Annotated in this window: 16 protein-coding genes; 8 read left to right on the top strand and 8 right to left on the bottom strand. The window is 65.2% G+C overall.

From position 1 onward, the window contains the following. Positions 1 to 13: 13 nt before the first annotated feature. The gene (locus ACVMB1_RS10755; RefSeq protein WP_310884763.1) at positions 14 to 1,516 is read right to left on the bottom strand and encodes a leucyl aminopeptidase; all 1,503 of its coding nucleotides are present in this window, start codon (positions 1,514 to 1,516) and stop codon (positions 14 to 16) included. 370 nt (positions 1,517 to 1,886) lie between these two features. Between ACVMB1_RS10755 and lptF the strand changes: the two genes are divergently transcribed. The 8 genes from lptF to ACVMB1_RS10715 all read left to right on the top strand — a co-directional run bounded on the left by lptF (position 1,887) and on the right by ACVMB1_RS10715 (position 12,026). Further along, positions 1,887 to 3,053: an LPS export ABC transporter permease LptF gene (gene lptF, locus ACVMB1_RS10750; protein WP_028335174.1), complete on the top strand. Its 1,167-nt coding sequence runs from the start codon at positions 1,887 to 1,889 to the stop codon at positions 3,051 to 3,053. Then, complete coding sequence (lptG, locus tag ACVMB1_RS10745) at positions 3,050 to 4,147, top strand: LPS export ABC transporter permease LptG (RefSeq protein ID WP_028335173.1); 1,098 nt, start codon at positions 3,050 to 3,052, stop codon at positions 4,145 to 4,147. The genes lptF and lptG overlap by 4 nt, the downstream gene beginning before the upstream one ends. A gap of 77 nt (positions 4,148 to 4,224) precedes the next feature. After that, positions 4,225 to 6,648 carry an LPS-assembly protein LptD gene (locus tag ACVMB1_RS10740; protein ID WP_456827500.1) on the top strand — a complete coding sequence of 808 codons (2,424 nt, stop codon included), beginning with the start codon at positions 4,225 to 4,227 and terminating at the stop codon, positions 6,646 to 6,648. An 86-nt stretch (positions 6,649 to 6,734) separates the two neighbouring features. Beyond that, on the top strand, positions 6,735 to 7,682 hold the full coding sequence (locus tag ACVMB1_RS10735) for a SurA N-terminal domain-containing protein (RefSeq protein WP_456827499.1): 948 nt from the start codon (positions 6,735 to 6,737) through the stop codon (positions 7,680 to 7,682). Between the two features lie 17 nt (positions 7,683 to 7,699). Next, positions 7,700 to 8,701, top strand: coding sequence for a 4-hydroxythreonine-4-phosphate dehydrogenase PdxA (gene pdxA, locus ACVMB1_RS10730; RefSeq protein WP_456827498.1), 1,002 nt, complete (start codon positions 7,700 to 7,702; stop codon positions 8,699 to 8,701). Further along, positions 8,702 to 9,556 (top strand): 16S rRNA (adenine(1518)-N(6)/adenine(1519)-N(6))-dimethyltransferase RsmA, encoded by an 855-nt coding sequence (gene rsmA / locus ACVMB1_RS10725; RefSeq protein ID WP_057019884.1) that lies wholly within the window; start codon positions 8,702 to 8,704, stop codon positions 9,554 to 9,556. Between the two features lie 19 nt (positions 9,557 to 9,575). Continuing rightward, entirely contained in the window at positions 9,576 to 10,634 is a 1,059-nt protein-coding gene (locus ACVMB1_RS10720; protein ID WP_028344804.1) for an alcohol dehydrogenase, read from the top strand. A 285-nt stretch (positions 10,635 to 10,919) separates the two neighbouring features. Further along, positions 10,920 to 12,026 carry a hypothetical protein gene (locus tag ACVMB1_RS10715; RefSeq protein ID WP_253623932.1) on the top strand — a complete coding sequence of 369 codons (1,107 nt, stop codon included), beginning with the start codon at positions 10,920 to 10,922 and terminating at the stop codon, positions 12,024 to 12,026. A 59-nt stretch (positions 12,027 to 12,085) separates the two neighbouring features. Here the strand turns inward: ACVMB1_RS10715 and gmk are convergent, their stop codons facing one another. The 7 genes from gmk to fabD form a co-directional block, all read right to left on the bottom strand. After that, positions 12,086 to 12,739 (bottom strand): guanylate kinase, encoded by a 654-nt coding sequence (gene gmk, locus ACVMB1_RS10710; protein ID WP_076832200.1) that lies wholly within the window; start codon positions 12,737 to 12,739, stop codon positions 12,086 to 12,088. A 3-nt stretch (positions 12,740 to 12,742) separates the two neighbouring features. Then, positions 12,743 to 13,630 carry a YicC/YloC family endoribonuclease gene (locus tag ACVMB1_RS10705; protein ID WP_141343071.1) on the bottom strand — a complete coding sequence of 296 codons (888 nt, stop codon included), beginning with the start codon at positions 13,628 to 13,630 and terminating at the stop codon, positions 12,743 to 12,745. A 212-nt stretch (positions 13,631 to 13,842) separates the two neighbouring features. Continuing rightward, entirely contained in the window at positions 13,843 to 15,093 is a 1,251-nt protein-coding gene (gene mltG / locus ACVMB1_RS10700) for an endolytic transglycosylase MltG (RefSeq protein WP_076831963.1), read from the bottom strand. Positions 15,094 to 15,220: 127 nt separating this feature from the next. Beyond that, on the bottom strand, positions 15,221 to 16,486 hold the full coding sequence (gene fabF, locus ACVMB1_RS10695; protein ID WP_057019881.1) for a beta-ketoacyl-ACP synthase II: 1,266 nt from the start codon (positions 16,484 to 16,486) through the stop codon (positions 15,221 to 15,223). A 96-nt stretch (positions 16,487 to 16,582) separates the two neighbouring features. Next, the gene (locus tag ACVMB1_RS10690) at positions 16,583 to 16,822 is read right to left on the bottom strand and encodes an acyl carrier protein (protein ID WP_002716125.1); all 240 of its coding nucleotides are present in this window, start codon (positions 16,820 to 16,822) and stop codon (positions 16,583 to 16,585) included. 289 nt (positions 16,823 to 17,111) lie between these two features. Then, positions 17,112 to 17,849 carry a 3-oxoacyl-[acyl-carrier-protein] reductase gene (gene fabG, locus ACVMB1_RS10685; RefSeq protein WP_141343070.1) on the bottom strand — a complete coding sequence of 246 codons (738 nt, stop codon included), beginning with the start codon at positions 17,847 to 17,849 and terminating at the stop codon, positions 17,112 to 17,114. A 21-nt stretch (positions 17,850 to 17,870) separates the two neighbouring features. Then, positions 17,871 to 18,824 (bottom strand): ACP S-malonyltransferase, encoded by a 954-nt coding sequence (gene fabD, locus ACVMB1_RS10680; protein WP_141343069.1) that lies wholly within the window; start codon positions 18,822 to 18,824, stop codon positions 17,871 to 17,873. Positions 18,825 to 19,182 lie beyond the last annotated feature (358 nt).

Genomic DNA, 19,182 nt, shown 5'->3' with positions numbered 1-19,182 from the left:
GCTGGCCGACACTCTATTTCCTGGCTTCATAATAGTCGGAGACCAGCCGCTCGAGCAGCCGGACGCCATAACCCGAACCCCAGCTCTGATTGATCTCGGTCTTCGGCGCGCCCATCGCGGTGCCGGCGATGTCGAGATGCGCCCACGGCGTGCCGTCGACGAAACGCTGCAGGAATTGCGCTGCTGTGATCGAGCCGCCGTTGCGCCCGCCGGTGTTCTTCATGTCGGCGAATTGCGAATCGATCTGCTTGTCGTATTCGGGACCGAGCGGCATGCGCCACACCTTCTCGCCGGTCTCGAGCCCGACCTTGGCCAGCCGCTCGGCGAGCTCGTCATTGTTGGAGAACATGCCGGCGTGATCGGTGCCGAGCGCGACCATGATCGCGCCGGTCAGCGTGGCCAGATCGACCATGAATTTCGGCTTGAACTTCTTGGCGACGTACCAGAGCACGTCGGCGAGCACGAGGCGTCCCTCGGCGTCGGTGTTGATGATTTCGATGGTCTGGCCGGACATTGAGGTGACGATGTCTCCCGGACGCTGCGCATTGCCGTCGGGCATGTTCTCGACAAGGCCGATGGCACCGACCGCATTGACGCGGGCCTTGCGCGCCGCCAGCGCGTGCATCAGCCCGACCACGCAGGCCGCACCGCCCATGTCACCCTTCATATCCTCCATGCCGCCGGCCGACTTGATGGAGATACCGCCGGTGTCGAAGCAGACGCCCTTGCCGACGAACGCGACCGGCGCCTCGCTCTTCTTGCCGCCGTTCCAGCGCATGATCACGGTGCGGCCGGGTCGCGCCGATCCCTGCGCGACGCCGAGCAGCGCGCCCATGCCGAGCTTGGTCATCGCCTTGACGTCGAGCACCTCGACGCTGACGCCGAGCTTGCGAAGCTGGCTGGCGCGGCGTGCGAATTCCTCGGGATACAGCACGTTCGGCGGCTCGTTGACGAGCTCACGCGCCAAATACACACCGTCGACGACGGACGCTTCAGGCGCGTAGGCCTTCCTGGCGGCGGCAACATCGTCGACGGCGATCGAGACGTCGGCCCGCAGGGCGCCGTCCTCGCCGTCTTTCTTCTTGGTCTTGTAGCGGTCGAACTTGTAGGCGCGCAGACGGATGCCGGTGGCGATCGCGGCGGCCTGGCCGGCGGCCATCGCGGCTTCGGGCAGTTCCGCGACCACGGTCATCGAACCGCTGCCGGCATTGAGCTTGCCGGCCGCCACGCCGCCAAACTTGAGAAAATCCTTCTCCTTGAGGTCGGCCGCCTTGCCGGTGCCGATCACGATCAGCCGCTCGACCTTGATTCCCTCCGGCGCCAGGATGTCGAGGACCGCCCCACTCTTGCCCTTGAACTGGTTGGCGGCCGCGGCCCGCTTGACCGTCTCGGCGGCAACTCCCAGCGCCTTCCGGGTGGCGGCTCCCAGCTTCAATTGGTCGTCGCAAAAGACCACCAGAATACCGCGAGCGGACGCGGAGATCGGAACAAAGCCGACCTTGACGGCGTCGGACATAGGAAAATCCTCCAGAACTCAGGGTGTTGCTCGGACCTGAGGCGGTCCTTCCGGCACGCGGGGTGAGCATTGCGATGGCGGTCCGGAACCAGTCCGGACCGGGCTTGTCATACACTATGACCTGCCGGCTGCGCCGCTGCCAAGCGCCGGAGTGGCCGGAAGGCCACAAAAGCGATTAATTAACCATAAATTAAGCGTGCCTTGGCCCGGCCATTTTGTTGACGGATCAAAGGGATGGTAGTGAGAGAGTGACTAGAGAGTGAGCCGGACGGGTCCGCGGCTCGACCATAGGGGAACCCGGGTTGACGGGGATGGTCGAGAGCCGTGCGTTTGGTTGCGTGCAGGGGGCCTTGGGGGTCGTGCGGTAGCGATGGGGTCGATCGACAAGTACATCTTTAAGACGACGCTGGCGTCGTTTGCGCTTGTCCTGGTCAGCCTCACCGGCGTGATCTGGATTACGCAGGCGCTGCGCGGCATCGACCTGATGACCAGCCAGGGTCAGACCATCCTCACCTTCCTTGGCATCACCGGTCTCGTGATTCCCGCCCTGGTGCTGATCATCGCCCCGATCGCGCTGATGATTGCGATCTCCCATACGCTGAACAAGCTCGCGACCGATTCCGAAATCATCGTCATGAACGCGGCGGGCTTCTCGCCGATCCGGCTGTTCCGGCCGTTCTTCCTTGCCACCTGCGTGGTGGCGGCGCTGGTCGCCTTCATCGGCGCCTATCTCGCCCCCGACGGCATGCGCCGAATCAAGCAGTGGGACGCCGAGATCACCGCCGACGTGCTGACCAACATCCTGCAGCCCGGCCGCTTCGCCCAGCTCGACCAGAACTTGACGATCCGGATCCGCGAGCGCCTGCCCGGCGGCGTGCTCGGCGGCGTCTTCGTCGACGATCGCCGCGATCCGCAGGAGCGCGTCACCATCATCGCCGACCACGGCACCGTGCAGAAGACCGACCGAGGCTCGTACCTCGTGCTCTATGATGGCAATCTGCAACGGTTCGAGGTTGGCAAGCGTGATCCGGCGCTGGTCGCGTTCGCCCGTTACGCCTTTGACATGTCGAAATTCTCGCAGGGCCGCGACGTCACGCTCGGGATTCGCGAGCGCTATCTCTGGGAGCTGATGTGGCCGGACGAGGAAGACAAGACCTATCAGCAGCTGTCGGGCCAGTTCTTCGCGGAGCTGCATGATCGCTTCATGGCGCCGATCTATCCATTTGCGTTCGCTGCCCTCACCTTCGCCTTCCTCGGCGCGCCGCGCACCACGCGCCAGAGCCGCAATTTCTCGATCGGCGGCTCGGTATTCGCGGTGTTCGGCCTGCGCATGGTCGGGTTCGCCTGCTCTGTCATGGCGGTGAAGACGCCGCTCGCGGCGCTGGTGCAGTATCTGATGCTGTTCGGCGGCATCGGCGTCGGCATCTGGATGATCGTCGGAGGCGTGGTCGTCGAACCGCCGCCGCGGCTGATGGAAGCGATCAACAGGAACAACGAGCGCATTGCGCGCCTCTTCCGGAGGCCGGCAACCGCATGAGCATGGTCACAAACACGCTCGGGCGTTATTTCGCCGGCCGCTTCGTGGTCGCGGCGGTGGGCGTGTTCGCGGGCATCTTCGTGCTGCTCGTGCTGGTCGACTACATCGAGATGGTGCGCAAGACGTCGGGCCTCGTCTCGGCCTCCGCGATCACGGTCGCGGAAACTTCGCTATTCCGGGTGCCGCAGCTGCTCGAGAAGCTGATGCCGTTCTGCGTGCTGATCGGCGCCATGACCTGCTACCTCGCCTTGTCGCGTCGGCTGGAGCTCGTCGTGGCCCGCGCCGCCGGCGTCTCGGCCTGGCAATTCATCTCGCCGGCGCTGGCCAGTGCGATCATGCTCGGCATCTTCGCGACCACCGCCTACAATCCAGTATCGGCCAATCTGCGCGAGCTGTCCAAACGGATGGAAGCCGAGCTGTTCGGCTCGGCGCCCGGCGGCGGCATTCAGGACGCGTCCGGCTTCTGGCTGAACCAGATCAACGACGAGGGTCAGGCGATCATCAATGCGGCGCGCAGCGAGCAGCAGGGCGTGCGGCTGACCGGCCTCACCGTGTTTCGATTCGATACGGCGCTCCAGTTCAAGGAGCGAATCGAAGCGCGCGAAGCGGCGCTCGAAGACGGCCGTTGGGTGTTCAAGGGCGTGCGCCGATTCACCCTCGATAAGCCTCCGGTGGATCAGGACACCTTCTACCTGACCACCACCCTTACCCCGGCACAGGTGCGCAACAGTTTCTCCACCCCGGAAACTGTGTCCTTTTGGCAACTGCCGAACTACATCCGTTCGTCGGAGAGCTCAGGGTTCGCGACGGCCGGCTATCGCTTGCAGTATCACAAGCTCATCGCACAGCCGTTTTTGCTGGCTGCGATGGTGATGTTGGCGGCTTCTGTGAGCCTCCGCTTCTTTCGGATGGGCGGCGTGCAGAAGATGGTTTTGAGTGGCGTGGGCGCAGGCTTTCTGCTCTACGTGCTGTCGAAAGTAACTGAAGATTTGAGCAAGGCTGAGTTGATGCATCCCATCGCTGCGGCGTGGTTGCCTGTCGTTGTGGGCAGCCTCACCGGTTTCTTAGCCTTGCTGTACCAGGAGGACGGGTAGTGGCTATCGTCGCCGCCCGCCAGTTGAGGTCGCCTGCTCTCGGGCGGCGCAGTGTCCTGCGCCGTCAACGGAGCCGCATGGCCGCGTTTGGCGTTTCGATCTCAGCTCTCCTCGCCGCGTTCGTCGTGGTCAGCGCGCTCGACGTTGTCGCGTCGACGCCGGCTGCCGCGCAGGCCTTCACCTACAATCCGCGTCCGCCGAAGCCGCCCCGCCCGCCGGCCAAGAATGACGGGCAGATGCTGGTTCAGGCGACCGAGGTCGATTACGACTACAACAACCAGCGCATCTCGGCCGTCGGCAACGTCCAGATGTTCTACAACGGCACCAGCGTCGAGGCCGACAAGGTCATCTACGATCAGAAGACCAAGCGTCTTCATGCCGAAGGCAACATCCGCATGACCGATGCGGAAGGCAAGATCACCTACGCCAACATCCTTGATCTCAGCGACGACTACCGCGACGGGTTCGTCGATTCGCTGCGCGTCGACACCGAAGACCAGACCCGCATGGCGGCGACCCGCGCCGATCGGTCCAGCGGCAATTACACGGTGTTCGACAACGGCGTTTATACCGCCTGCGCGCCCTGTAAGGATGATCCGAAGAAGCCGCCGCTCTGGCAGGTCAAGGGCGCGCGCATCATCCATAACCAGACCGAGAAGATGCTCTATTTCGAGAACGCCCAGCTCGAATTCTTCGGCGTTCCGATGGCGTATCTGCCCTATTTCTCGACGCCCGATCCGACCGTGAAGCGCAAGAGCGGCTTCCTGATGCCGGGCTTCACCACCTATTCGGCGTTCGGCGTCGGCGTCGAAATCCCCTATTACTTCGCGCTCGCGCCGGACTTCGACGCGACGTTCAATCCGCGCATCACGTCGAAGCAGGGCGTGCTGTTCCAAGGCGAATTCCGCCAGCGTCTGTCGAACGGCGCTTACCAGATCCGGCTCTACGGCATCGACCAACTCGATCAGGACGCTTTCAAGGGCCAGCCCGGTGACCGCCAGTTCCGCGGCGGCATCGAGACCAAGGGTCAGTTCGCGCTGAACGACAAGTGGACCTGGGGCTGGGACGGCGTGCTGCTGTCCGACTACTACTTCATGTCCGATTACCGGCTGGCCCAGTACAAGGACCCGTTCGGGTCGTTCCTGTCGCTGCCGACCGAGGCGATCTCGCAGCTCTATCTGACCGGCGTCGGCAACCGCAGCTTCTTCGACGCACGCGCGATCTATTATCTCAGCTACTCGGGCAACCAGAACCAGGTTCCGGTGGTCGCGCCCGTTATCGACTACAACAACGTGATCAACAGCCCGATCTTCGGTGGCGAGTTCAGCTACAAGGTGAACTTCACCAACCTGACCCGCGAAACCGCGGTGTTCGACCCGATCACGGCACAGGCCGCCAACCCACTTAACCCGTTGTGCACGACCACGTCCGCTGATCCGATGGCGCGGACGCCGTCGCAGTGCCTGCTGCGCGGCATGCCGGGCACCTACACGAGGCTGACCGCCGAGGCGCAGTGGCGTAAATCCTATACCGACCCGCTCGGCCAGATCTGGACGCCGTTCGTCGGCGTCCGCGCCGACGCCATCAACGCCGACATCTCGAACCAGCCGGGCGTTTCCAACTTCCTGCCGGTCGGCGACACTCAGACGGTCCGCCTGATGCCGACCGTCGGCTTCGAATACCGCTACCCGTTCATCAACGTGCAGCCGTGGGGCACGACGACCGTCGAGCCGATCGCGCAGGTCATCATCCGGCCCAACGAACCCGACGCCGGCAAGCTTCCGAACGAGGACGCGCAGAGCCTGGTGTTCGATACCTCGAACCTGTTCGCGGTCGACAAGTTCTCCGGCTACGACCGCGTCGAGGGCGGCAGCCGCGCCAATGTCGGCGTGCAGGCCACCACGCAGTTCGATCGCGGCGGCAGCGTCAAGGCGATGTTCGGACAGTCCTACCAGATGTTCGGGTTGAACTCGTTCGCGGTCGCGGACGTCACCAACACCGGCATAGATTCCGGCCTGCAGAACCCGCGTTCGGATTATGTCGCAAGCCTCGCCTACTCGCCGAACCGCACCTACACGTTCAGCGTCCGCTCGCGGATGGACGAGGCGACCTGGAACATCAACCGGTTCGAGGCCCAGGCCAGCGCGAACTTCGACCGCTGGTCGGTCAGCCTGATGTACGGCGACTATGCCGCGCAGCCGGAGCTTGGCTATTTGACGCGCCGCGAAGGCATCCTCGCCAGCGGATCGGTCAAGGTGGCGGCGAACTGGGTGGTTCAGGGCGCGGCGCGCTGGGACCTTGAAGCGAACAAAATCAACCAGTACGCGTTCGGCGCGGGCTATGTGGACGACTGCTTCGTGCTGGCCGCCAACTATGTCACGTCCTATACCTATCAGGCCGGCTCGACGCCGCCCGTCCTCAGCCACGCGTTCATGTTCCAGATCGGGCTGCGGACGATCGCGCAGACCTCCACGTCCAGCAGTTCGGCTGGCATGCAGTAGCGAGCGAGCGGTCTGGCGGGGGGCTTGGATTGCCTGCGGGCCTGTGGCTCCGGCTTGAATTGGTTTAAACGGCTGACATGACGATAATGACGACCGCTAGCCTGCCAACGCGCCGCTATCAGCTAGTGTTGAGTTCCCTGCTGGCTCTTTTCCTTCTGCTGGGAGGCAGTGTGCGACTGCATGCCCAGACCATCGCCGTGATGGTCAATGGCGAGCCCATCACCAATTACGACATCGAGCAGCGCGCCAAGCTGAACGCTCTGACCGGCGGCAAGACGCCTGATCGGAAGACCGTCCTCGACGAGCTGATCGACGAGAAGCTGAAGATCAAGGAAGCCAAGAAGTTCGGCGTCGACCCCTCCGCCGGCGATATCGAACAGTCCTTCGGCGGCATGGCGCAGCGGATGCGGCTTTCCGGCGACCAGCTCACCAAGGTGCTCGAGGGCAAGGGCATCCGCCCGGATACGCTGAAGCAACGCATCAGGGCCGACATGGTCTGGACCAGCCTGGTCCGCGGCCGCTTCAAGGAAAGCCTGCAGGTTGGCGAAAAGGACGTGGCCAACGCGGTCAAGGAGACCGGAGGGGCGGCTGAGGCCGAGGCGTTCGAATACAGGATGCAGCCGGTCGTTCTGATCGTGCCCCGCGGCGCGCCGCAGTCGGAGTTCGAGGGGCGCCGCAAGGAAGCCGACAGCCTGCGCGAGCGCGTCACCAGTTGCGAGGAAGCCAACACCTTCTTCAAGTCGATGCGCAACGCCGCGATCCGCGAGATCGTCGTGAAGACCTCGGCTGACCTGCCGCAGTCGCTGCGCGACATCCTGGACAAGACCCCGGTCGGCCACCTCACCCCTCCCGAGGTCACCAAGCAGGGCGTCGAAATGGTCGCCCTCTGCGGCAGGAAGGCAACCACCGTCGACACGCCGAAGAAGCGCGAGATGCGCGACAAGATGTACGTGCAGAAGTACGAGGCGAAGTCGAAGGCCTACCTGCAGGAAGTCCGAAAAGCCGCGATGATCGAATATCCAGGCGGGCGATGATCGACTATCGTTGACGCATGGCTCAACCTCTCGCACTGACATCCGGCGAGCCCGCAGGCATCGGCCCCGACATCACGCTCGCCGCATGGCTGCGCCGCCGCGAACTCGATCTCCCGCCGTTCTATCTGCTCGGCGACCGCGCCGCGCTTGCCGAACGCGCCAAGGCGCTCGGGCTTGCCGTCGAGTTGGCCGAGGTCAGCGCCGCGGAGGCATCCGCGACGTTCGCACGCGCCCTCCCCGTGGTTGCGACCGGCAAGACAGCGACGGCGCGACCGGGCCAGCCCGACGGCACGAGTGCCGATGCGGCGCTGGCATCGATCCGGCAGGCCGTCGCCGATGTCGCCGCCGGCAAGGCCAGCGCCGTCGTCACCAATCCGATCGCCAAGAACGTGCTGTACCGCGCCGGCTTCCGACATCCCGGCCATACAGAGTTCTTGGCCGAGCTTGCCGCAAGCGGCGGGCGCGCGCCGCAGCCGGTGATGATGCTGTGGTCACCGGCGCTCGCCGTTGTCCCGGTGACGATCCATGTGTCGGTCCGCGAGGCGCTGGCGCAATTGACGACCGACCTGATCGTGTCGACCGCGCGGATCGTGGTCGCGGACATGAAGGCGCGGTTCGGCCTCGCAGCGCCGCGGCTCGCCATTGCCGGCCTCAATCCGCATGCCGGCGAAGACGGCACGCTCGGCATGGAAGACGTCGAGATCGTCGCGCCCGCGGTCGAGATCCTGCGCCGCGACGGCATTGCCGTCCGAGGCCCGCTGCCGGCCGACACCATGTTCCACGCAGCCGCGCGCAAGACCTACGACTGCGCGATCTGCATGTATCACGACCAGGCGCTGATCCCGATCAAGACCGTCGCGTTCGAGGACGCCGTCAACGTCACGCTGGGGCTGCCCTTCATCCGGACCTCGCCCGATCACGGCACCGCATTCGATATCGCCGGCACCGGCAAGGCCAATCCGTCGAGCCTGATCGCCGCCCTCCGGCTCGCCGCGCGCATGGCCGCGGCATCAAGCTAAGTGAGCACGATCGACGATCTGCCGCCGCTGCGCGACGTCATTCGCGAGCATTCGCTGTCGGCGCGCAAATCGCTCGGCCAGAATTTTCTGCTCGATCTCAACCTCACCGCGCGCATTGCCCGCGCCGCGGGCCCGCTGGAAGACTCCACCGTGATCGAGGTCGGCCCCGGTCCCGGCGGCTTGACGCGCGCGCTGCTTGCGCTGGGTGCCAAGCGCGTGATCGCCATCGAGCGCGACGAGCGGGCGCTGGCTGCGCTCGACTATATCGCCAAGCGCTATCCCGGCCGCATCGAGATCGTGCATGGCGACGCGCAGCGCTTTGACCCGCGTCCCTTGCTCGATGGCGCCAAGGCCAAGATCGTCGCCAACCTGCCCTACAACATCGCGACCCAGCTGCTGGTCGACTGGCTGTCGATCGAGCCGTGGCCGCCCTGGTACGACATGATGGTCCTGATGTTCCAGCGCGAGGTCGCCGAGCGCATCGTCGCCCATGAGGACGAGGAGGCGTATGGCCGGCTCGCGGTGCTCGCCAACTGGCGCGCCGAGACCAAGATCCTGTTCGACATCTCGCCCGCGGCCTTCGTGCCGCAACCGAAGGTCACGTCCTCGGTGGTACGATTGATACCGCGCGCCGCGCCCGAGCCGTGCGACCGCCGCATGCTCGAGCAGGTCGCAGCCGCCGCCTTCGGCCAGCGCCGCAAGATGCTGCGCCAGAGTTTGAAATCGCTGTCGGTCGATCCGGCGCGGCTTGCTGCCGCAGCCGATATCGACGCGACACGGCGCGCCGAAACCATTCCGGTCGCGGGCTTTGTTGCCATGGCCCGGGAATTGGCCGATATACGGGCCACAAAATAGAACAACAGGAGAAAACGTAATGGCGCGTATGGTTCGCCAATCCCTCGTCAAATTCGACGCACCGCTGTGCGAAACCATCGTCGACACGCCGAAGCCCCAGGGACGCGAAGTGCTGGTGCGCATCGAGCGCTGCGGCCTGTGCCATTCCGATCTCCACATCCAGGACGGCTACGCCGATCTCGGCGGCGGCAAGAAGCTCGACACCACCCGCGGCATGACCCTGCCCTTCACGCTCGGCCATGAGATCGCGGGCGTGGTCGACGAGGTCGGCCCCGATGCGCCGAAGGATCTGATCGGGACGAAGAAGGCCGTCTTCCCCTGGATCGGCTGCGGCCAGTGCCGCGACTGCCTCGCCGGCGACGAGAATCTCTGCGTCAAGCAGCGCTTCCTCGGCGTCTCGATCGACGGCGGCTTCGCCACCCACGTGCTGGTGCCCGACGCAAAATACCTGCTCGATTACGATCCGCTGCCGGTCAACCAGGCCGCCACCCTGATGTGCTCCGGCGTCACCGCCTATGGCGCGCTGAAGCGCCTGGTCGATCGTCCGCGCCAGCGCAATCTGCTGCTGATCGGTCTCGGCGGCGTCGGAATGATGGGCCTGTCATTCGCGCAGGCGATGTTCAAGCAGCCGATCACGGTTGCCGATCTCAGCCCCGCGGCGCGCGAGACCGCGCTGAAGAACGGCGCGGCGGCCGCCTATGACCCGGCAGAGCCCGATGTCGTCAAGCGCATGCTGAAGGAGAGCGACGGCGGCTTCGACGGCGTCGTCGACTTTGCCGGCAACGAGAAGTCGATGGCGTTTGCGGTGTCGACGGTCGCGCGCGGCGGCAAGATCGTGGTGTCCGGCCTGATGGGCGGCCAGTTCACGCTGCCGATGGTGCAGTGGGTGTACAAGCGCATGACCATCGAAGGCTTCATGGTCGGCACGCTGGCCGAAGGTCAGGAATTGATGGCGCTCGCCCGCGCTGGCAAGATCAAGCCGACGCCGATGAAGGAAGAGCCGATGGCCGACGTCCAGAAATGGATCGACGAGCTGCGCGCCGGCAAGGTCGTCGGACGCATCGTCCTGAAGAACTAGAGCATGATCCGGAAGAGCGTGACGCGTTTTTCCGAAAGATCACGCTGAGACATGACGTCCCGCCGGTGCTGCTACCGCCGGCGGGACGCGGCCGCTCCGATGGAACCTGACGGTCGAACCAAGCCATCGTTCGGTTCACGTTCCTCGGGCTCGCCGCAATTGCGGCACGCCGCGAGCCCCAATTAAGCCCCACCCGTTCCGGATTTGCGGCGCATTGCGACCCAACTCTTTGCCGAGATTGGGATCTCCAGCGTTTGCGTTAAAAAAGAGATACCGGGGACGCGTATGTCAAATCGTTCAGCGAAATTCGCTGCGGCGCTTGCCGCCAGCATCCTGGCCGGCGCCAGTTGCAGCGCCATGGCCCAGACCGCCGCCAATACGGCCAATAGCACCAACAACACGGCGGACACCTGCCTGGCCGCGCCCAAGGGAACCGCGCCTGCGGGAAGCCACTGGTTCTACCATCTCGATCGCAGCAAGAAGAAGTGCTGGTATCTCGGCGAGGCCAAGAACGAGGCCAAGAACAAGGCCGCCAAGACGGCGACGACGAGCACGCAGCAGCCGCCGGCGGCAGCAGCGCCCGATACCACAACGGCCGACGCGACGCCGCCACAGAGCCAGCCGACGCCGCAGAGCCAGCCCGCGCCGCAGCAGCCGGCGATGCGCAGATCAGTCGCCGATGCCCATGCCGAATGGCCCTCGCCCCAGGTCGCAGCCGTACCTGCGCCAAGCGCCGACGCCGGCCAGGCCGGCGGAACGGCAGCGACGCTCGACCCGGCAGCCACGCCCACCGGTACCAACGCGCAGCCGTCCGACGTGAACGCCAGATGGCTGGATGCATCGAGCATGGCCGGAACCAACGGAACCAGACGCGCCGCAGACCAGCCGACCGCGGTTGCGCAGGCAGACACGACGCCGCAACCGGCGGCCGCGCCGGCGCCTGCCGCCCCCGCCACGGCCGAAGCGTCCGTGGAGAAGTCACCGTCGTCGACGCAGATGCTGCTGATCGTGATGGTTGGAGCCCTGGCGCTGGCCGGCCTGGTCAGCACGCTGGTTTTCCGGCTGACCCGCACGCGTACGCCGCCTTACGAGACCGAGGATGAGTGGCAGGCGCCGTGGGATTCGCTGCACACCGAGCCGGCGCCCCCGATGGCAGTTGTCAGCCGGGATCGTCCGCTGCGGCTGTCCGAGGCTGCGCCGCGCCGCGCCGAGACGCCCGTTCCGCGCCGTGCGGAGACGCCCGCTCCACGTCGCGCGGAGACGCCCGCTCCACGCCGCGCCGAGAAGCCTGCTCCACGTCGCGAGACTACGCGTGATCGGGATCAAAGGGAGCAGGACAACAAGCAGATCGCCGCGATGCTACAGCGGCTTGCGCGCAGCGCGACGAACTAAGGTCCGCTTAGGAAAAAATGCAAACGGACGTGATGCGCTCGCATCACGTCCGCAACGCGCTACTTCTCGAGCTGACGCTGCAGGCCGCGCACGAATTCGGTAAGGCCGGTGCGGCGCTCGCGCTTGAGGCGCTCGGCCTTCAGGATCGACTGCACCTCGGCAAAGGCATCGTCGACGTTGTGGTTGACGACGATGTAGTCGTATTCCGCCCAATGGCTCAGCTCATGACTGGCGCGGCTCATCCGTCCGCGGATGACCTCTTCCGAATCCTGCGCCCGGGTATGCAGCCGCCTCTCGAGATCGGCGGCCGACGGCGGCAGGATGAACACCCGCACCACATCAGCGCTGGCTTTCTGGTGGAGCTGTTGCGTGCCCTGCCAGTCGATATCGAACAGAACATCCTGCCCCACCGCTAGGGCGGCCTCGACCGGCGCACTCGGCGTGCCGTAGCGGTTGTCGAATACGGTGGCCCATTCGAGCAGTTCACCCTGCTCGACCATCTTCTCGAATTTCTTCTTGTCGACGAAGAAATAGTCGCGGCCCTCGACCTCGCCCGGCCGCATCGGCCGCGTGGTCGCCGACACCGACATCTTCAGGCCCGGCTCGCGCTCCAGCAGCATGCGCGACAGCGTCGTCTTGCCGGCGCCCGACGGCGACGACAGGACGAACATCAGTCCGCGCCGCTCAACGCCGTCAAAACCCTGCGCCGTCATCATTCACTCCAGATTCTGGACCTGTTCGCGGAACTGCTCGACCACGTTCTTCATTTCAAGCCCGGTGTTGGTCAGCTCGACGTCGTTCGACTTCGAGCAGCAGGTGTTCACCTCGCGATTGAATTCCTGGGCGAGGAAGTCGAGCCGGCGCCCGACCGGACCGCCCTTGCCGATCATCTCGCGCGCCTGGGCGATGTGCGAGGCGATGCGGTCGAGTTCCTCGCGGATGTCGGCCTTGGTGGCGATCAGGATCGCCTCCTGGTTCAGGCGGTCGGCATCGAAGCGGTCGGACGTCTCGAGCAGGGCCGCGATCTGCTCGGCCAGCCGCGCCTTGATCGCCTCGGGCTTGCGGCCGGGAGCGGTCTCGGCGCGCCTGGCGAGCCGCTCGACCTCGTCCATCCGCTGCATCAGGATCTGCCCCAGCGCATCGCCCTCGCGGCGGCGCATCTCGACAAGGCTGCCGAGCGCCTGCTCGAAGGCCATCGCCGCCGCCTCGCGCGCCGCCTTGTCCTCGTCCTCGTTGCTCTCGGGCTCGACCACCTCGATGACGCCCTTGATGCCGAGCAGTCCGTCGATGCTCGGCGCCACCGCGTCGATCCGCTGCGCGAGCGTGCCGGCGACCTTCACCACGGCGGCGAGCACGTCCTCATTGATCCGGATCGTCTGCGCCGCGTCGGTGCGCTTGACGCTGAGATTGGCGTAGACCGTGCCGCGCGACAGCAGCTCGCCGGCCCGCTTCTTGGCAAGCGCTTCCAGTTCGTCCCAGCCCGGCGGAAGCCGCAACCGCAGGTCAAAGCCCTTGGCATTGACCGATTTCAGCTCCCACTCGAACGTATAGGGACCGCTTGCGCCATGGCTTCGGGCAAAGCCAGTCATGCTCGACAGCGCCATCGCGTGAACTCTCCAACAGAAGGATATGGGACTCACCCGGAGCCTGCGAGACTCGTGGGGAGCCGGTGCGACCTTAAAACGGATTCCGTGAAAGTGGAATTACGTTCCACCACCGGAAAATGCAGAGCTACAGCATGATCCGGAAAAGTGTATGGCGGTTTTCCGAAAGATCATGCTCAAACAAGAAGCTAAAGCGCGATGACGCTCGCGCTTTAGCGCTGCACCACCGGCGGCGAATTGGTCTGTTGGGCTGCGCCCTGCCGACCGCGCGGCGGCTTCTTTTGATTGGTGGGCTTCGGCGTCGTCGCCGTGGGATTGGTGTCGGCGCCGGGCGTCGCGGCGGCGGGCGCCGGATCATCCGCGGGCTCGACGGTGTCGTTCTGGATCTGCTTTTCCGACGCGCGCAGCTTGGCGACGTTCTTCGCGTGCTGGTCGTAGGTTTCGGTGAAGGCGTGGCCGCCGGTTCCGTCAGCGACGAAGAACAGGTCGCGGGTGCGCGCCGGATTGGCGGTCGCCTCCAGCGAGGCGCGGCCGGGATTGGCGATCGGTCCGGGTGGCAGGCCGTCGATCACATAGGTGTTGTAGGGCGACGGCTGCGTGATTTCGCTGCGCTTGATCGGACGGCCCAGCGTTCCCTTGCCGCCCACCAGTCCGTAGATGATGGTCGGATCGGACTGCAGCTTCATCCGCTGGCGCAGGCGGTTCACGAACACGGCGGCGACGCGGCTGCGCTCGTCGGCGCGGCCGGTTTCCTTCTCGACGATCGAGGCCAGCGTCACCAGTTGGTCCGGCGATTTCAGCGGCGTGTCGGTGTTGCGGCGTTCCCAGATTTCGGCGAGCACGCGCTTCTGCGCCTGCTGCAGGCGCTGGATCACCTGGTCGCGCGTGGTGCCGCGCGGGAATTTGTAAGTCTCCGGCAGCAGCGTGCCCTCGCGCGGGATCTCGCGCACCGAGCCGGTGAAGATGTCGTTGTCGGAGAGCCGCGTCACGATCTGCTCGGAAGTCAGGCCTTCCGGTATCGTGATGGCGTGCTGCACCACCTTGCCGTCGACGATGGTGGCGATGACGTCGCGCAGGCTGGCGTTCTTCTGGAACGAATATTCGCCTGGCTTGAGATCGGAGCTTGCCTTCAGCGCGAACACGCCACCGATGAAGACCCACGGATTGACGTTGATCACGCCCTCACGCGAGAGCACGTCGGCAATGTCACGCTTGCCGGCGCGCGCCGGGATGTTGACGATCTTGTCTTCCTGCAGCGGTCCCGGCGATTCCAGCGCCTGCTTGCCGTAGTAATACGTCGCGCCGGCGCCGATCATCAGGATGATCAGGATGGTGAAGATGGCATTGCCGACGATCACGAAGGGATTGCGGGCGCGATCCGAGCGCTTGGGCGGCGGCGGAAGCTGTTCGGGCTCCAGCGCGGCGCGTGGACTCCTCGGTGAAATGGGCGGCCTCTCACTCATCGATGCAAACCAATATCCTGCCGGTTGAATCGTGGCCGGGCAAACCCCTGCCCTGCCAATAGCATACGCCCGCTATTAGGAGTCACCGCGGAATACGGCAAAACGGTGGACTAGTTCTAACGACCTACTAATTGGTCACGCGCTGCACGATCACGGAAGCGTTGGTGCCACCGAAACCGAAGGAATTGGACAGCGCCACATTGACGTCACGCTTGCGCGACGTATGCGGCACAAGATCGATCGCCGTTTGCACCGACGGATTGTCGAGATTGATGGTCGGCGGCACCACGTTATCGCGAATCGCCAGGATCGCGAAGATCGCCTCGATCGCACCGGCCGCACCGAGCAGATGTCCGGTCGCGGACTTGGTCGACGACATCGAAACCTTCGAGGCCGCATTGCCGAGCAGACGCTCGACCGCGCCGAGCTCGATCTCGTCGCCGACCTGGGTCGAGGTGCCGTGCGCATTGATGTAGTCGAGGTCGGATGCCGCGAGGCCGGCGCGCTTCAGCGCCATGGTCATGCTGCGGAAGCCGCCATTGCCGTCCGGCGGCGGCGAGGTGATGTGGAAGGCATCGCCCGACAGGCCATAGCCGGTGACCTCGGCATAGATCTTCGCGCCGCGGCGCTTCGCGTGCTCGTATTCCTCCAGCACGAGGACGCCGGCGCCCTCGCCCATCACGAAGCCGTCGCGATCCTTGTCGTACGGCCGCGATGCCTTTTGCGGGGTCTCGTTGAAGCCGGTGGACAGCGCACGCGCCGCGCAGAAGCCGGCGATGCCGATGCGCGAGATCGGCGATTCGGCGCCGCCGGCGACCATCACCTCGGCGTCGCCGAGCGCGATCAGCCGCGCCGCGTCGCCGACCGCATGCGCGCCGGTCGAGCACGCCGTGACCACTGCATGATTGGGCCCCTTCAGGCCGTGCTCGATCGAGACGTAGCCGGAGGCCAGATTGATCAGGCGGCCCGGAATGAAGAACGGAGAGACCCTGCGCGGTCCGCGCTCCTTCAGCAGCACCGCAGTCTCGGCAATGCCGGTGAGGCCGCCGATGCCGGAGCCGATCATCGTGCCGGTGGCGAACTGGTCCTCGTCCGACTTCGGATGCCAGTCGGCATCGTCCAGCGCCTGCTTGGCCGCGCACATCGCATAGACGATGAAGTCGTCGACCTTGCGCTGGTCTTTCGGCTCCATCCACTGATCGGGATTGAAGGTGCCGCCAGTGCCGTCGCCACGCGGAATGTAGCAGGCGACCTGGCTCGGCAGGTCGGACACGTCGAACGTGTCGATCTTCTTGCCGCCGCTGTCTCCGGCGAGGATGCGCGCCCAAGTTGCGTCAACGCCGCAGCCGAGCGGTGTAAGCATGCCCAGCCCCGTGACGACAACTCGTCTCATTTCCACCTCTCCGGCCAGCAATGCGCGGCTGATAATAAGAAGCCGGGGGACCGCTCGATCACGGTCCGTCCGGCCCCGTCAACTTCGCGATCGGCGTCAGCTCTTCGCGTTCTTCTCGAGAAACTTGGTCGCGTCGCCAACGGTCAGAATCGTCTCCGCCGCGTCGTCGGGAATCTCGCAACCGAATTCTTCTTCGAATGCCATCACGAGCTCGACGGTGTCGAGGCTGTCGGCGCCGAGGTCATCGATGAAGCTCGCGCTATCGACCACCTTCTCGGGTTCGACACCAAGGTGCTCGACCACAATCTTCTTAACCCGCTCGCCAATCTCACTCATCGTTCAACCTCGTTGTTCCATTGGACCCGACCCCAAGACGATACGAGCCATCGTGGTCGTCTCGATTACTCAGTCGCGCATAGTCTTGATTCGGCCCGGTCGTAGCCGATTAAAGCCCCGGCGAACGGCAGGCGTCGCCACGCCAATATACAGGGTTTCAAAATCCTGCAATGGCGTTCTTCGCCCATCCACGGGGGCTTCAGCTACCATACTTCCAAAGCCTTGACTACACGCCTGAACCGGCTCCCGAAAACGGCTTTTCGCCGCATTGCGAGAGGCGGCCAGTAGCTCAAATCATAGCCATCCCGCCGTTGACGTGGATCGTCTGTCCGGTGACGTAGGCGGCCTCGTTCGAGGCCAGATAGACCGCCGCGGCCGCGATGTCCTCGGGCGTTCCGAGCCGCGCCGCAGGAACCTTCGCCAGGATGGATTCGCGCTGCTTGTCGTTGAGCGCATCGGTCATCGGCGTCTTGATGAAACCCGGCGCGATGCAATTGGCGGTCACGCCGCGCTTGGCGTATTCGGCGCCCAGCGTCTTGATCAGGCCGATGATGCCGGCCTTCGACGCGGTGTAGTTGCCCTGCCCCGGATTGCCGGTGACGCCGACGATCGAGGTGATCGCGATGATGCGGCCGAAGCGCTTGCGCATCATCAGTTTGGTCGCCGCGCGCGCCAGGCGGAACGTCGCGGTCAGGTTGACCGCGATCACGTCGTCCCAATCCTCGTCGCGCAGCTGCACGAACAGGTTGTCGCGGGTGATGCCGGCGTTGGCGATCAGGATGTCGACCTGTCCCATCGCAGCTTCCGCTGCCGGCACCAGCGCCTCGACATCATCCTTGCTGGAGAGATTGCACGGCAGGACATGCACGCGCGCGCCGAGCTTGGCCGCAAAGCCGTCCAGCACCTCGCGCCGCGTCCCCGAGATCGCTACCGTTGCGCCCTGCGCATGCAGCGCCTGCGCAATCGCGCCGCCGATGCCGCCGGTTGCGCCCGTGACGAGCGCCGTCTTGCCAGTCAGATCAAACATCGAATTCTCCTTCCGGCTGCTTCAAGCCGAAGCCGCGAGCGCGTCCTTGGCCGCAGCGATATCGTTCGGACCGCCGACGGACACGCCGACCGCGCCGTCGGCAATGCGCTTGACGAGGCCGCTCAGCACCTTGCCGGCGCCGATCTCGAAGAACCGCGTCACGCCCTGCCCTGCCATATAGGCAACCGACTCGCGCCAGCGCACGGTGCCCGTGACCTGCTCGATCAGGCGGCGGCGGATCTCGTCGGGATCGGTGATGGCGGAGGCCAGCACGTTGGAGACCAGCGGCGCCGCGGGCGCCTTGATGGTCACCCCCGACAGCGCCTCTGCCATCGCATCGGCCGCCGGCTGCATCAGCTTGCAATGGAACGGCGCCGACACCGGCAGCAGCATGGCGCGCTTGGCGCCCTTGGTCTTGGCGATTTCGACCGCGCGATCGACGGCGGCCTTGTCACCGGAGACCACCACCTGGCCGCCGCCATTGTCGTTGGCGGCCTGGCAGACTTGTCCCTGCGCCGCCTCGTTGGCGACCGCCACGGCGGTTTCGTAATCGAGACCGAGCAGTGCGGCCATCGCACCGACGCCGACCGGCACCGCCTTCTGCATCGCGAGCCCGCGGGTGCGGAGCAGCCGCGCGGTGTCGCTGACGGAGAGGCTCCCGGCGGCGGCCAGCGCCGAATACTCGCCGAGCGAGTGTCCGGCAACAAAGGCCGCATTGCGGCCGACCGAAAAGCCGGCCTCGCTCTCGAGCACGCGCAATGTGGCGATCGACACCGCCATCAGGGCGGGCTGGGCATTTTCGGTGAGCTGCAATGTCTCGCCGGGACCATCCCAGATGATCGCGGTCAGCTTCTCGCCCAGCGCGGAATCGACCTCGTCGAACACCGCCCTGGCCGCCGGAAAGGCGTCGGCCAGGGCCTTGCCCATGCCAACCGCCTGCGAGCCCTGCCCGGGAAACGTAAATGCTGCCGTCATCGGCGATCCCTACCTTGTTGAGCGTGATCTCCGCGCAGGCGCTTTACGCCTGCCGCAGGGGAAAACGGTATCCGCGTCGCGCAAAACGCGCCACAGCGGGTCCGGGCCAATCCCTTGCAACCAAGCCTTGGCAATCAGGCCTTGGCAACCAAGCCTTGGCAACCAAGCCTTGGCAGCCCAGGCTTGGCAGCCCAGCCTTGCAACCGGCCCCGGACCGGGCCGTAAGACACTGACGGAGGCGGTGCTGTCAAGCCGCGCCAGAGGAACCCTGGGGATGCCGGTCCCGGCTCCGGGCTAGTGTCCCGAATCCGAAGTTCGCATCATTTGCCGCACCTTCGGAGCGAACTTCGGATTCGAT

This window comes from Bradyrhizobium sp. USDA 4504 (assembly GCF_054063995.1).
This window is presented reverse-complemented; position numbering and strand designations above follow the sequence as displayed.